The organism is Oscillatoria sp. CS-180 (assembly GCF_028330965.1).
In the GTDB taxonomy this organism is placed as follows: Bacteria; Cyanobacteriota; Cyanobacteriia; order Phormidesmidales; family Phormidesmidaceae; genus Halomicronema.
The window spans coordinates 78981-93824 of the sequence record NZ_JAQMUB010000019.1; the positions used below are offsets into that span (position 1 = coordinate 78981).

Below are 14844 nucleotides of genomic sequence, written 5' to 3' on the forward strand. Positions count from 1 at the left end.
CGCCATGACGGCCTATATTGCGTTCTCCTGATGCGTCAGAAATGAGACAGCAGGTGTCCTATTCTTTTCTGCAAGCTGGCACGCCCAAAATGCGCTAATGTCTGTTCTCTCAACCATGCAGCATCGCAGCGAATGTCATCTCCCTTTAAAATTTCAATACAGCCCTCTGCGACAGCCTTTGGATCACGATAGGGAACGCGCCACCCTAAGCGTCCATCCTGTAGCGGATCTGCTGAACCATCGTCATCGCCAGATAACGTCGGCACGCCGCAAGCCATTGCTTCTAGGTAAACAATGCCGAATCCTTCCTTGGAGGGCATGATGTAAGCGTCGGCCAATCGATAATGCTCGACCAAGTCTTCATTAGGGACAAAACCGGCGAATACCACCTGATCCTCAACGCCTAGATCTTTAGCTAATTCAGCGAGACGAGGCTGATCGTCACCCCGTCCTACAACCAGATACTTCACGTCTGGAAAATTTCGTAGGATCGTCGGCAACGCTCGAATCGTAACGTCTACCCCTTTGTAAATATCGCCAGACCACAGTCGTGCAACGGTCATTAACACGCGCCTGTTCTGTAGGTCATACCGCCTCAGCAGATTTTCGTTCTTCGCACCAGAACTGAAAATATCGCCATCCACGATGCACGGCAACATATGAAATTGAGCAGGATTCAAAGAATTTGCCACACAAGCCAGATCACGACTGTAGCGGCTATTGGCCCAAATGTATTTAGCACCTTGTAAAGCCTTACGCTGCCTCAGGGGAACAGGATTCCACACCTCTTTGCCGTAGATCATTGTTGTGTAAGGGGTGTCGAACAGCTGACAGAGAGGACTTAACAGAGGTGTCAGCAGCACATGACCACAGATGATGTGTTGATATGAGTTGCTTAGCAGACATTTTGTAATCTCTACCGCTAACCGACCTCGTTCAACCAGCGGATGAAAGCTCTTCAAGTAATGGAATGTGATCTTGTCGCCTTCAAAAGGGTTGTAACAATCCGGGCCATCTCTAAGCAAAAACACGTCTGCTGGGGGAGATGTTGGCTCTTTGAGATAAGCAGCCAATACGTCTTTGATATAAGACTGAATTCCCCCCTCGTGGGAGAAAACTTGCAGAAAAACAAACCCTAATTGTGTACCCGTATTCAACACGGCAAATTTAGTTAAACGTTTGCGATCTAGTCTGGCAAAAGATAATGAAGTCTAAAGTCAGAGCCAATCCCCGACACATGCGGACTCCAGCATTGTTAATTATTTACCAAACCCAATCGGTTCTCTACAGTTACAGAGTTCCCCATCAAATGGGTGATTTCACCGTCTGGGGTAAATCAACTCCGTCAGAGACCCTTACGTAAGCTTTAAATGAATTGCTTGAAATGGCTCAGGCGTGATTTGAACACGCGACCAAGGGCTTATGAGTCCCCTGCTCTACCACTGAGCTACTGAGCCAGGCGTGCTTAACGCAACTTCATTAATCTAGCACAGAAGGGTTCATTACTGAACATCTTGCACTGACCGATTGAACAAAACCCTGACGTGTAGAGGAACATACATTGGAGTCAGCACACTCCATTTCCTATTCCCTGTTTCTCAATCTCTAAGACACTGAGATGTATAGCCGTCGCCAGTTCCGTTAGGACAAGACGGCGAGCCATCTAGCGACGCGCTAAGCACCCGGATGCTAATAGATGCACAAGCCTAGATGGCTAAAGCGATACTTCACCAAGCGGCACAGGGCTATAGATAAACAAAAGGGAAGACGCGATCGCGCCTTCCCTTCGAAAACCTATCACTGGTCAAAATTGCGTTAACGGTTCGGCAAATAAGCCATTGGATTAACCGTTCCCTGGTCAGGAAGGTGAATCTCAAAGTGGAGGTGAGGACCTGTGCTGTATCCAGTACTCCCCATCTCAGCAATTTGCTGACCTTGACGGACCTGTTGCCCTGCACTGACTAACAACTGACTGTTGTGAGCGTAGCGAGTCATGCTGCCATCTGGGTGGCGCACATCAATCAGCTTGCCGTAGCCACCAGAGTTCCATCCTGAGCGCTCTACAACACCTGGACCAGCGGCGTAAATGGGTGTACCCACTGGACCAGCAATATCAACACCACGGTGCATCCGTCCCCAGCGGTAGCCGTAACCAGAAGTTAAAACGCCGTGAGCAGGCCAAATATACCCGTCAAAACGATCTGGAGCTTCAGGCAGGTACTCATCCTGGGGGGGGAGCACAGGCATATCAGGAGAAACCACCCGACCTTCAGGAGTCTCGATGATGGGGGCATACACCTCTGAACCCAAAGGTGCTGCTGCCAGTAGCTCCTCAGCGAGAAGCGGATCTACATCCAGTTCAACACTGGAATCTAAATCTGCTGCATCGGAGAACTGAGGATTGATAATATCTTCCTCAGGAAAAGCCGAACCATCAGCCTCTAATTGAGCGTTCTCTACCGCAGCCAACTCTTCTGGCTCAAAAACCTCAACTAGTTGACTCGAATATCGCTCAGCCGTGTCAGACGTTACGTCCAACTGAGAACGAGTAGCTTCCGCAACATCGGATAAGAGACCTTCTACAAACGGATCGGTCACCACAGCCTCGGTCGTCTCCGCAGGTTCTGAAAAAGACGCCTCATTTAAACCCGTAGACTTCTCAAAGGCGACCAATTCATCCACTGGGAAATCGTCAACGGTCTCGCTCTCAGTGGTCGGGACGATCGCAGTAGTAGCAGATTCTTGCTCACTTTCACGAATTGCTTCGAACGCAACATCCGCTGGGATAACAAGTTCATCGCCCGAGACAATAAAGTTCGGATTGGATAGCTGGTTGACCTGCTGTAGATTATCAGGCTCCACACCATAGCTGCGAGCGATAGACCAGAGGGTTTCACCCGAGCTTACGTGGTGAACTAGCTCACGCTCCTCAGTAGCCGCAGGAACGATCGCGAGGGACGGAACCTCCGCAGCTTTGCCATCTGACTCGTTTGAAAGCCGCGCCTCAAGTGAAAACGTGGATTCAGTAGAGGTCGATGCAGTTGGCATCTCTAGCGATGGAACAGCTTCCGCTTTCGCCTCTGGCTCAAAGTCAGTGGTTGGTGAGTCTGGCACAGGTACGCTGACTTCAGATAACTGGATCCCCTCAGCACTGGAAGCAGCAGTCTCAACAGACCGATTAGCTTCAAGTTCAGGCTGTTGAGCTTCCAAAAATTCTGACAAAGTAGAAGGAGAAGCTTTAGCTTCTTCAACAGACTCACTCAACTGCGGGACATCAACAACGCTTTCCTGAGGGTTAGCAAGGGCAACAATCGTCTCTTCAGACTGAGCCACATCTTCTTCAACCTCCACCGTTGGAGAAGAATCAGCTACAGGAGATAGCTGCGTCGTGGCCGGCGTAGACCGTGCGATCGCAGGAACCTTCAACACCTGTCCGGCTTGAATAACTTGGTCCTCGCCGATACCATTAGCCGACTTGATGTCGCTAACGGTTACGCCATGATGCTTTGCAATGTCCCAAATTGTTTCACCGACAGAAACAGTATGGTAAGTCGCTGATGCGCCTTCAGGCCTAGCTGACCCAAAAGAGGGTAATGGGCTGGGGGCATTAGTGACAGATGGCAAAGCGGCTAAGTGCGTTGAGTCAACAGCCTCAGCACTTGATATAAAAGAACCAGCAGCACCGATAGAGAGTGCAAGGCTGAGTACCGTAAACGAGGTACGAACCTTTCGACCCGTTTCGATACTTCCTTGAGTGCTTTGAAAAGGAACCAAAGGACTCAACTGACTCTGCGTGTCCGGGATAAACTCCTGAGTAAAAACAGGGCTCAAAGGATAATCCTCCTCATAACCAGAGCTCGACAGCTTCTTGGGGCATCCCACCGTTGGGAAAACTCAGCTGAACTGAGTTTGCTCCAGAAGCTAAGGCCATGTCCACAATCCTCGTGGGAGCAAATTAGCTTCGAGAGCTAAAGATACACCGCCTGTCAGATTTAAGCAAGTTTACATTTGCCGAACAAATCAGCAAGAAAACCTAGATCACTCATACTTAAATCTTGCTCCTTTTGATGCGTAAAAACCCTGAAATGTCTTCATAGGAGCGATTTTGTCTGCCCCCTTACTCTGATTGTCAAAGACTGAGAACCTTTATCAGGAAAATTTGCCTAAAAGACCTGATAATGTTTGCAGGCATTGCAAAGCATGTAGTCGAAAGCCTTTCCCAAAGGGACTTTCATGAAATGCATACTTGAGCCGAAGTGATACCTAAAGCCCCTATTGATGTTGGGACAGTTAGTAAAGCAACCCATATAGGACCAACCCATTTCGCAAATATATTTGAGCAATAGATGATAGAAAATTCTTATTTCTCGACCTACGGATTTGTATCCCAGCGTACTAAGCTCTGACTCCGTTTGTCGTTCCAGCCTTCACGAGAAAGGAATCGACCAATCTCCGTAAAATCACTTGAATTAAGAATGTAATTTCGATAGCTTTCGAGTGATGCACTACTGCACAACTCACTGGTTAAGTGACTCTTATATCAAAGAAGCACTGACAGACTATATCTATAGATAAGTCTGTCGTAGACTTTCAAAAAGTCCAATGGCTACGCTCGATGACAGGTTCAGACTACGAACACTGGGCTGAGCCATGGGAATACGAACAGTGACATCACAGGCTGCAAGCATTTCTTGCGTCAATCCAGCTGTCTCCTTCCCAAAAATTAACCAGTCGTCATGATGGTAAACAATGTCTACATAACTCTTTGTTCCTGAAGTGCTGAACCCAATCAAAGCGGTACCTGTCTGACGCGCGGTTTTCAGGAACAGCTGCCACGAATCATGCAAATGTAAATCGACATAGGGCCAATAGTCGAGTCCAGCCCGCTTGAGGTAGCGATCGCTCAACTCAAACCCCAGAGGCTGCACAAGGTGCAGTTCAGTTTTAGTCGCTGCGCAGGTTCGAGCAATATTGCCTGTATTGGGTGGGATCTCCGGATGAACTAGAACAACTTTAGGCATTGTGAAGTTAGTGGCATTTCTCACAGTGTAGAGTGATGGCAAGATAACCCTACTAGAGTCAAGCCATTCATCTCGAAGCTTTGATGGACTAAGGGCTGCAAACCATTAACCTATGTTGTTGATAGGGACACAGTAGAGTTGATGGCCCAAGCTTTCTACCGTTGATTGAACAATGGGTTCCAAGGACCTATCTATAGAAATTGTTAATAACTCCTGATTTTGCCGGTTTGCTTCACCGTATCTTCATCTATCAAGAGCGGACAATATGCTTTAGGCGAGACAAGGCAAACAGAGTTCCTCCGCCAACATTTGGTCTTGCTGTTCCGCTTCATCAACTGCCCTAGAGATAATAGTTGGAACGCTGAAACCTTGCTCATGGAGGGCCAACCAGCGCTGAGCTTCGTTACCGTTTTCTAGAATCTTGCTGATAGGCGTTAGGAAGCAGCCGAAGCCATTTTGGTGAGCAATGGGCCACAGCGTTTCGTACAAGTCTTGAATCCAGTGTCTAGCTGTTAAGGGGCGACCGTCATACCAATGATGAACTTGGGCATCGAGGCTGCTCTTGGCGACAGCCTTTTCATTGGCATCAGCTATTTTGATGAGGTCATCTGCTCGACTAGTTTTGTTGAGCTGACTGGCAGTCAATGGATCTAAAAGCGGATCCGCCATCATCTGTAGAAGACGAGCTTCCAACAGCGCTGTGATGGCAAGCAAATGAAGCGGGTTAATAACTAAATCACAAATACGCAACTCCAAACGGTTGAGGCAATAAGGGCGGCGATCGCCATTAGGACGCACAGAACTCCACAAATGTCGCACGTTTCGCATCGCACCCGCTGCCAATTGGGCCTCCATCCAGTCGATATGATGCTGATGACTGGTAAAGAGTGGGACCACTTTAGGCGTTTTCGGAAACAGACTCCAACGAGTAGAGTGTTGTCCGGTTACAGCTCCGGCAAGAAACGGAGATGAGGCTGTTAGGGCCAAGTACAGCGAAGCCTCCATGTGAATCAGGCGACAAGCCCGCATCAGCGTTTCTGGATCAGAAATACCAATATTGATGTGAATGCTGGCAGTAACCACATCCGTATGATACGTCTGTTCAATAAACGTATGGTAGGGATTCTGTGGGTCTGAGCGATAAAACGTTTGAGTATCGCCTAAAGACAAGGTGCTGCCGGGAATCAGTGTGTAGTTGCCCAGTGTCTTTAAGTAGCTACGCAGTGTTTGTCGAGGTCGAACCAATTCACACAGAAGCTGCTCATATCGCTTAAGCGGAGCCGTCGTATATTCCACATTACGAGCATCGGGTTCTCGAACAAAACCGTCTAAATTAGCGACGATGCGATCAGAAAACCCTACGATTTCACCCGTCGGCGTTCCGGTATAGATTTCGACTTCAAACCCTTTCGATAGCGTCACTGAGTTCTCTCTCTAGAAGACCTATATCTATTTAATAGTATTGAGAGAGCCTGAGTTCTGCCTGAGGAGACATCTTTACTAACGTCGGCATTCATGCCATCGAAATGTCCATCTGCGCAAAATCGCAACAGCCTTATCAGATAGGCAACCCACTATAAGGACGCGCTGGCACCTTGCATGGAACAGTGGATCAAGCACTCAGCAAGTCAACAAGTTGACCTTGCCAATCTCGAATTAGGGAATGGAGCTAAGCGGATTCGAACCGCTGACCCCTTGAATGCCATTCAAGTGCTCTACCAACTGAGCTATAGCCCCAAGCAATGCGTTCATTATCTTGCCTTGCTGAAGTTGTCGCCGTCAAGCTCTACAGATAAGTTAACGACGCTATTTCTGTGAAACAGGTTAGAGTCAGGGCAGTGAACTCATTTGCACTGCGCTTAAGTATGGCATCTCCTGGATCTTCTGAAAATCAATCTGTCGACATAGACGTCTTGACTACTCAGCTGCGCCGCAAACAAGGAAATTGGGTTGAATGGGGTAAAGCTTGCCAGCTGTTGCAAAAGAGCGGTATGAACCCTCAAAAGATTTTTGAAGAGACGGGTTTTGAGCCAACGCATCAAAACCAAGTCATTGTTGGCTCTCAGGTTTATGGTTCTTTGGTTGCGGCTGGTGCAATGGAAGCCGTACAGTCCCATTTTCAGCAGCGAGGAAGCGATATTTTGTATGAGCTGCGGATTTTGGCTCAGCGCGATCGCGCCCGTGCTGCGGAACTTGCTTTTAATCAAGGATTGGATGCTGACTCTATTAAAGATGTGGCAAAAGCACTCAAGGAATTTTCCTACTTCAAGGAACCGCCGTCTGGTTTTGAAGATACGGCTGGCGATGCTGTAGCTCACAATTACTGGAAGTTAGCTCGACAGCAATCGGATCTACAGTCGCGATCGCGGCTGATTGCCCAGGCTCTACGGTTTGCGACAAGTGACAGTGCCCGTGAGCAGATCGAGAAACTCCTGACGGATTTCAGCGTTGTTAAATCTCGTCCTGCGCCAACCCTGCCGACTTACCGATTAGAAACGGATTCTGAGCTTCCAGTCGTGATTCCTCTGGCCGGTGAACTACCGCTGAGCATTGAAGACTTTCAGCAAGTTCCTGTCATAGTGCCCGAAGAGACCTTTGGCATCGTCCGGCACAACGGACCTGGAGCATGGGCACCCATTCCAGGCTGGCAAGTGGTTCTCCAGGCGGAAGACCCAATTGGCATTTTAGCGAAGCCCCATCAGCTGCCTAACGTGCAAAATCCTGATAATCCCGAAATTGTGATGCTGATTGTTGATCGCGCTCAGCGTAACTGGAACGCTGACAATTATTTCTTGACGAACCAAGACGGCATGGTTGCCATTGAGTGGTTTGCAGAGACTCCCGAAACCAAACTTCTGGGTAAGCTGCTCATTGTCATGCGACCGAAGAAAATCTTGGACGAAAGCTACACTCGTGAACTGTTTCAATTTGAGGAGTAAGATGTCTCATGCCATTAGAACGTCGCCTCTCTCGCGCCATGTTTTTGGAAACCGAAGTCGTAGAACTCCGGCAGATGTGCTTGACTCCAGGACGGATGTTTGAGCCCGGCAAATATCTTGCAGGCGAACTCCCTGACATTGCTTTTGAGATGGGTCTAGTGGATAAGCTGCCTCCGGTTAGGGGGCAAAGCGAGGAAATTGGCGATCCACCAGAGCACAATTTGAACGAATAAAACGAGAAGACATCAGGTGTATACAACCCAGATAAGCCTAGATGGCTTGCCGTCTTGTCCTAATGGAATTGTTGATGGCTATACCCATCAACACAAACCGTCACCTCTAGCTAGGGCAGCCCAAAATGCTAGAGCCTTTGCTATTCAAGTGCGCCACGTCACTGCCATCCTTCTGGCAAAACCAACATCGCGTCACCAAACGAATAAAATCGATAGCTGCTACGTACGGCTTCTCCATAAAGCTGTAATAGTCGTTTGCGTCCAATCATGGCGCTGACTAGCATCATCAGACTTGATTCTGGCAAGTGAAAGTTCGTCATCAACCCGTCTAGCACCTGCCACTGATAGCCAGGATAGATAAACAGGTTTGTCTTGCCCTGGAAAGGCTGCAATTCACCTGATTGGGCGGCGCCTTCCAATGCCCGAGTAACAGTCGTGCCTACTGCAATAACCCGTCCACCTTTTGCTTTGGTTTGGCGAATTGTTTCAACAGTTGTTGTAGAGACATCCAGCCATTCGGCATGCATTTTATGCTCAGTAATGGTCTCTGATTCAACAGGACGAAACGTCCCTACGCCCACATGAAGGGTAATGAAAGTATGATCGATGCCTTTTGACTGTAATCGTTCAAATAATTCTGGAGTGAAATGCAAACCTGCGGTAGGCGCTGCAACGGCTCCTACTTTTTCAGCATAGATCGTTTGGTAGCGATCAGCAGGTGCGGTCGAATTGGTGATGTAGGGCGGTAAAGGCATCTTGCCTAAGCGATCGCACACCTCATAAAACGACGCTGCTCCAGGAATTGTGAAGTGCAGAATACGACCGTTCGTCTCCGGATCAGACGCCACAACATCAGCCATTAGCTCGGGCGGTGCACTTGGGTCACCAAAGTGAATCCTAGTCCCAGGTTTCAAACGACGTCCTGGTTTAACAAGAGCTAACCATTCCAAATGCGATCGCTCTTCTAATAACAAAATCTCCACCGCAGCGCCTTCAGGTTTGCGCCCAAACAGACGAGCAGGCAGCACTTTGGTGTCATTGAGGACTAGCAAATCTCCAGGTTGTAACAACTCCGGCAAATCGTAGACATGATTGTGGTTATGGTGAGTCGCGGATGTTATGGTCAGAAGACGTGCATGATCGCGCGGCTCAACCGGATTTTGAGCAATGCACTCCGACGGCAACTCATAGTGATAAGCCGACAGTTGTAGGTCTAAATGCTCGTAATCGCCCATATGAGAGAATTTAATTGGGTAGAACCCCTTAGGCAAACCGGGGAGATTCTCAGTAGCTGGAAAAGGTGCCACTACAGACAATAGAACTGTAGCACCCACCAGAGGGTTCCGAGATGGATTATATCTATCACCTTGCCAATGCCAGTCTGAGTCTTCGAATTGTTGAGCATCTACTGGGAACACCCAAACTACCTCTATCTTGGCTGACCGTTATTCACCAAATTGACGGCTGGGTGATCAAAGTAAGAATGCACGATTCCATTGAGGAGCAAGTAGCTGGCGATTTTCGAGCTTATTTGGATGAGCTAGGAATTCCTTATGAGCCCAATATCCGGTTACGCATGGCACTTTGGGCCTTAGAAACCGGACAATCTCCTGTCGATGTGATGCGCCGTTATCAGGTTGCAGTGGTTTCCCATGGCAAACCCGATCGCAAAGAGATTGAAGCATTTAGACACCAGTTCGTCATGGGTCTAGGCTATTGTCCAGAAACCCTTGCTTAGAATCACGGGACGTGTTTTCAACTTAGCCTTCTAGTTCTTGTCAGCGCTCAAGCAGTCTTGAGTATCGCTCGCGAGGGCTAGGGGGCTTTATTAATATCGCTTTAGCCATCTAATGCACTACGGCAGAAATAGGCCCGCTATTCAAATACTGGGAAAGCTTATTTGCCTAGGTTTTGAATTCTGTAGAGCTTTGCTCTTCTCATTCGCCTTTGGCGTTCTTGAAGAGTAGAGATTTTGCATTTTGAATTCTGCGTGTGCTTTGTCAAAGCTAAGACTTGGAGGATATGCGAGTCGGATTGATGTTGGGGAAACCCAACAAAATTACTATCAGCTCAACCCTCATTGACGTGGTTCGCTATCTGAGTCCCACCCAACACATTGCAACTCTGTCATTATTATCAAAAACGTTAGTTGACGGTTCTGACTCTATGCCCGCCGCGTATTTTCGCTTTTATGGCAACTTAAACGATTTCTTGCCTCCGGAGCGACAACAGATCGAATTCCCGCGCCGATTAAAAGATCGGGGTTCTATCAAAGACACCATTGAGGGCGTTGGAGTACCACACCCAGAGGTCAGCTTAATTTTAGTCAATGGTAAATCAGTCAGTTTTGACTATTTAGTGCAGGCGGGCGATCGCATTAGCGTCTATCCGCAGTTCACAGCTCTCGACATTACTCACGTCTCCCAAGTGCAGCCACCGCCCTTGCCAGAATCTCGTTTTGTCTTAGATGTCCACTTGGGTAAGCTGGCAGCCTACCTGCGAATCTTAGGCTTTGATACCCTCTATCGCAATGATTATGACGATGATGAATTAGCGGAAATCTCCAGCCAGGAAAACCGGATTTTGCTCACTCAGGATCGGGGTCTCCTCAAGCGGGGAAAAGTGACCTACGGATATGCCGTGCGATCGCCCTATCCTGAGGAGCAAATTGTCGAAATCTTGGAACGGTTTGAGCTAGGCAATGCGATCGCACCACTTCAACGGTGTCCTCGCTGCAACGGCACACTCAAACAGGTCAACAAAGAACAAGTGCTTGATCGGATTCCCTATTACACTCGCTTGACCTACGATGAATTTGCCCAGTGCCAACAATGTCAGCAGGTGTATTGGAAAGGTGCCCACTACAGCCGCATTCAAGCACTAATTGACCGGATTCAAGACATCGATACTAGCGCTTAGTAACGCGATTTGAGCGTTCATAAACCAGTTCTCCGTACGGCCTAACCGTTTCTGCGAAATGAGAAGGAGTATTGATTTCCCTCAGATCAATCATCCAATCTTGGCAGGCATTTTCCAAATCGCGCCAAAAAGCAAAATAGGTTTCGGCGTCTGTGCCTTCAATAGCCACATCGATATCAGATCGACGGCGAAACTGGCCTGTTCGAGTCACAGAACTAAATAGGAAAACCCGCTCTACTCTGTGATGTAAAGGCATAGCCAAATGGCTCGCCGTCTTGTCCTAACGGAGAACTGGCGAGGCTCCACATACATTGGCGAAATTAAACCTGTCTTTTTAAGAAGCCGACTAGGTTATCTAGGAAAGAATGATTGATAGGTTCTGCACCCTGACCGCCAACGTCTTGAGGAGAGATGGAATAGGAGAGTTCTGGTTCCGGCATACTGCCTAATAGCGGCATCTCTTCAACTAAGCTGACAACGATCAGTCGAAAAGCCACTTGCTGAACCTTCTTGACAGGACACTGCAAATGCTGAGCAATCTTAGCCAACGTCGTCTGTCCGTCGGCAAATTCCCAAACCTGCCACTCCATCTGCTTCAGCTTCACCATGGGTTTACCCTCAATCATGCTGGTCAAGCCAGAATCTGGATCAGGTAGCTTATCTTCTAGGGCAGACCAATTTTTCAATGCTCGTAGCCCTGATAGCGTTACATCTACAGCAGGTGCGCTTAAGCCCGTCAGTTCTGAAAAAGGCGCTTTTCGAGAAGTATCAAAATGAAACCAGCCATCTTCCAAAGTAAACAGGGCACAAACCTGCTGCATTACCTGCACATAAAACAGCATTTTCAGCTGATCTGCTTGAAGCAGTCCCTGAGATTTGAAATATAGTCCAGCTGCGGTTGAAACATCGCAGTTTTTGACCAGACGACTTGCAGCGCGATCGCCTAGCCATCCTCGTTGACTAATTAGGGAGAGCAACCCACGACCGTCGGATCGATTAGCAGCAGCAATGACCCGCCCCTGCTGAAACCAGACATAGTGAGATCTGGCTGACTGTTGATCTGACGGTTCCGGCAGAGGAGTGATTGACAGTAAACCAGTTTTATGGCCCTGCTCTAAAAACTGAAAAATTTCAGCCAGTGAAAATTCTGCTAGGTGTCCTGTGATAGCCATTTGTCTTTCTGTTTGAGAGAGGGTAGCCGTTAGGAAAAATAGGACTTACTTAGATCTTGCAGCTGAATTTACGCTAACTGCTTTGGCCCCCCTGCCCCCCAAATTTGGGGATTTAGGGGGCGAATGCAAGGAATCATGCTTTAGTGCAAGATCTGAAATTTACTGATTCGCATCGAGTGTTCACAGTAAATTAGGCATGGACTGCCCTACGCTATGCCAAAGGTACTCATTTTGCGTAAGCCCTAAAAGTAAAAGGAAGTCATCACTAGTACCGCCTGCGGAATTCAAAATTCAAAACTAAGGCAGATAAGCTTTCCCAGTGTTTTGAAGGGTGAGCCTATTTCTGCCGCAGTGTAATAGGCAGGCGTTAGCCACAAATTTCGGCAGTTTGATTGGCGGAGTTTTGAGCTAAATAGCACTGAGCCAAAGTCAAAACCGCTTGGGCTGTGGACTGACTTTCCGTGGGATTGACAATGACGGTGGGTGGAGCTTGGACCCCTTTGACATATCCCAAAGCAAGAGTGATATTTTTGGCCGACCAGGCGTTTTCCATATCCATGTGGGTGAATCCCAGGACGACTGGAGCGTTAGAGCGTTGTCGCATGAAATTGAGAATCCGACGCGCATATCGGAACTCGTGAGGACGATGAGCCGCAACCAAAACGATGTAAGCATGCGCCTTGCGAATTAAGATGTCCCACATAAAATCGAAGCGAGATTGACCGGGTGTGCCATACAAATGTAGCGCAGCGTTAGGACCAAACTGTAGGCGGCCAAAATCGAAAGCAACCGTAGTCTGTTGTTTAAGGTCAGCCGTTTCATCAGTAGCGCGTCGATCTGTATCAACAACTTCAATCTCACTGATAGTGCGGATGAAGGTAGATTTTCCTGCTCCCACTGGTCCAGTAACAACCAGGCGCATGATTTCCATAAGGCTCTAAGGAGTAAGGTTTGCGTAGATATGGCTAGTTTTGGGGAAAGTATTCACCAACTTTCCCCAGCCAACTTGGCTCAAAGCAAGAGAGCTTTCAAATCAGAAACTGCATGCTTGATCTCAAGCATCAACAGCCCTTGCTTCGCAGCTTGATTAGCCAATACCAAGAACACAGCATCATCGCCGCAGTTGGTTAAAATGCCATACCCGGTATCGCCTTCTACATAAATGCGATCAATTTCGCCACGGGTTAGTTCAGTGCCAATTCTTTCACCCAAAGACAACATTGCCGCAGACATTGCAGAAACCCTTTCCTCGTCCATGCCGCCGGGTAGCGTCGAGGACAAAGGGAGACCGTCTGGGGTCACGAGCGCAGCTCCCTGCACATCGTTAGTTCCAGAAACAAAGTTCTGCAAGATATTAGATACTTTTTCCAGATTGATAGCCATTGTTAAAGCCTCTCAGAATTCGATTTGGAAGAGTGTTTCAAGTTGGAAGAGTGTTGCAAACTCAAAGCCATGTGGCCTACACGACTGCTGCTGCACCCGTCACAACCATGCGTCTGAAAAGTTTCTCGGTCCATCCCGTTTCTTTCAAAACGGCTGCAGTTGAAACTTCTAAATAGGCCTGTTCGATAAAGGCCAAATCAACCATGCAGATACGAGATAATGCAGCCCGTAGCTCATCAGATTTGCCTTCAGCCCGTAGGCGATCGCCCACTTCATTCACGACTGTGGCCATGGCAGGGACAACATGCTGCGGACCAATGCCAATCCTGACGTGAATAAGACCGATCCGCCAGCGTCGTTCAGCATAATCTTTGCCCCAATCATCCATACCGGTGAACATCTCGTGAAACCACGCAACAAAGGTTTCTCTTAATCGATGAATGCGGCCCTCTGATTCATTAAGAATCGCGCTCATTTCTTCGTCATTACCTAGGTAGGCATAAAAGGCATCAGCCATGGCTGGAGCAATGGCTAAACCCCATTCTGCATTTGTCTTTAGAGCCGTTTTATCTTCATCCGTAAAATTGATACGCTGAGTCATGCGGAGCATGAACTCGTAAGAATCGAGCGCCATTTTGTAGTCCTCTTGATGCTTGGTTGCACTCTTATGTGATATCAAGCCAATTTTTGAATCAATACCGAACGATCACTTAAATATTTTTTCTATCAAGATGAGCAAGAACTCCTTTACATTTCTTGTTCAGGAGTACAAGAAACCTTTCTTACAGGTCAAGAAAAATAGGCTTTGACACTGTAAATCCAGAGCAAGGGTATTTTTTGAAGCGAAAATATCATTCTTTTAATAACTTTTGATGCCTTCGTAGGTACGGCCTATGACGGCAATGAAAGCCCAAAGCAAGCAGTATTAGTAGAAAAACGGTAGTTGAACAACACCATGATTGCTTATCAAGAAATAACAAGAAACGGCTTCTCAGCTCATCGAAGGTTCAATTTGCTTTGCCAACTTTCCAGTTGAGGACTAACGGTGAAGTAATAAACTCACACAAAGTCAAACAGTTCGTCACTATTCAAAGAGCAATACAGTTGAAAAGCTTTCAGAGATCATTTTCTCACTTGATTTGAACTAGTTAAAAATACTGAACTTCGGTAAGGTTAT

General features: G+C 47.7%; 14 protein-coding genes and 2 tRNA genes. 4 read left to right on the forward strand and 12 right to left on the reverse strand.

Going from position 1 to position 14844, the window contains the following annotated elements:
* Positions 1-35: 35 nt before the first annotated feature.
* The 6 genes from PN498_RS02815 to PN498_RS02840 form a co-directional block, all read right to left on the reverse strand.
* Complete coding sequence (locus PN498_RS02815; protein ID WP_272061161.1) at positions 36-1160, reverse strand: glycosyltransferase family 4 protein; 1125 nt, start codon at positions 1158-1160, stop codon at positions 36-38.
* A 225-nt stretch (positions 1161-1385) separates the two neighbouring features.
* Positions 1386-1457 (reverse strand) — tRNA-Met (locus PN498_RS02820).
* Positions 1458-1815: 358 nt separating this feature from the next.
* Positions 1816-3831 carry a peptidoglycan DD-metalloendopeptidase family protein gene (locus tag PN498_RS02825; protein ID WP_272061162.1) on the reverse strand — a complete coding sequence of 672 codons (2016 nt, stop codon included), beginning with the start codon at positions 3829-3831 and terminating at the stop codon, positions 1816-1818.
* Between the two features lie 734 nt (positions 3832-4565).
* A complete protein-coding gene (gene trmL, locus PN498_RS02830; RefSeq protein WP_272061163.1) occupies positions 4566-5021 on the reverse strand; it encodes a tRNA (uridine(34)/cytosine(34)/5-carboxymethylaminomethyluridine(34)-2'-O)-methyltransferase TrmL in 456 nt (151 codons plus the stop codon).
* A gap of 270 nt (positions 5022-5291) precedes the next feature.
* A complete protein-coding gene (gene gshA, locus PN498_RS02835; RefSeq protein WP_272061164.1) occupies positions 5292-6443 on the reverse strand; it encodes a glutamate--cysteine ligase in 1152 nt (383 codons plus the stop codon).
* Between the two features lie 242 nt (positions 6444-6685).
* Positions 6686-6758 (reverse strand) — tRNA-Ala (locus PN498_RS02840).
* Between the two features lie 176 nt (positions 6759-6934).
* Between PN498_RS02840 and PN498_RS02845 the strand changes: the two genes are divergently transcribed.
* Complete coding sequence (locus PN498_RS02845; protein WP_272061165.1) at positions 6935-7960, forward strand: RuBisCO accumulation factor 1; 1026 nt, start codon at positions 6935-6937, stop codon at positions 7958-7960.
* A gap of 8 nt (positions 7961-7968) precedes the next feature.
* The gene (locus tag PN498_RS02850) at positions 7969-8193 is read left to right on the forward strand and encodes a hypothetical protein (protein WP_272061166.1); all 225 of its coding nucleotides are present in this window, start codon (positions 7969-7971) and stop codon (positions 8191-8193) included.
* A gap of 158 nt (positions 8194-8351) precedes the next feature.
* Here the strand turns inward: PN498_RS02850 and queA are convergent, their stop codons facing one another.
* Entirely contained in the window at positions 8352-9428 is a 1077-nt protein-coding gene (gene queA, locus PN498_RS02855) for a tRNA preQ1(34) S-adenosylmethionine ribosyltransferase-isomerase QueA (RefSeq protein WP_272061167.1), read from the reverse strand.
* A 113-nt stretch (positions 9429-9541) separates the two neighbouring features.
* Here queA and PN498_RS02860 point away from each other — a divergent pair, with 113 nt between their 5' ends.
* Positions 9542-9931: a hypothetical protein gene (locus PN498_RS02860; protein ID WP_272061168.1), complete on the forward strand. Its 390-nt coding sequence runs from the start codon at positions 9542-9544 to the stop codon at positions 9929-9931.
* Between the two features lie 284 nt (positions 9932-10215).
* Entirely contained in the window at positions 10216-11112 is an 897-nt protein-coding gene (locus PN498_RS02865; protein WP_272061169.1) for a Mut7-C RNAse domain-containing protein, read from the forward strand.
* Here the strand turns inward: PN498_RS02865 and PN498_RS02870 are convergent.
* The 5 genes from PN498_RS02870 to PN498_RS02890 form a co-directional block, all read right to left on the reverse strand.
* Positions 11102-11368 (reverse strand): nucleotidyltransferase family protein, encoded by a 267-nt coding sequence (locus tag PN498_RS02870; protein ID WP_272061170.1) that lies wholly within the window; start codon positions 11366-11368, stop codon positions 11102-11104. The two genes, PN498_RS02865 and PN498_RS02870, sit on opposite strands and share 11 nt — an antisense overlap.
* Positions 11369-11432: 64 nt before the next feature.
* Complete coding sequence (locus tag PN498_RS02875) at positions 11433-12284, reverse strand: DUF4388 domain-containing protein (protein WP_272061171.1); 852 nt, start codon at positions 12282-12284, stop codon at positions 11433-11435.
* A 367-nt stretch (positions 12285-12651) separates the two neighbouring features.
* The gene (locus PN498_RS02880; protein WP_272061172.1) at positions 12652-13215 is read right to left on the reverse strand and encodes a GTP-binding protein; all 564 of its coding nucleotides are present in this window, start codon (positions 13213-13215) and stop codon (positions 12652-12654) included.
* An 80-nt stretch (positions 13216-13295) separates the two neighbouring features.
* Positions 13296-13667, reverse strand: a complete 372-nt coding sequence (locus PN498_RS02885) for a roadblock/LC7 domain-containing protein (protein ID WP_272061173.1) — start codon at positions 13665-13667, stop codon at positions 13296-13298.
* 76 nt (positions 13668-13743) lie between these two features.
* Positions 13744-14301, reverse strand: coding sequence for a protoglobin domain-containing protein (locus PN498_RS02890; protein WP_272061174.1), 558 nt, complete (start codon positions 14299-14301; stop codon positions 13744-13746).
* Positions 14302-14844 lie beyond the last annotated feature (543 nt).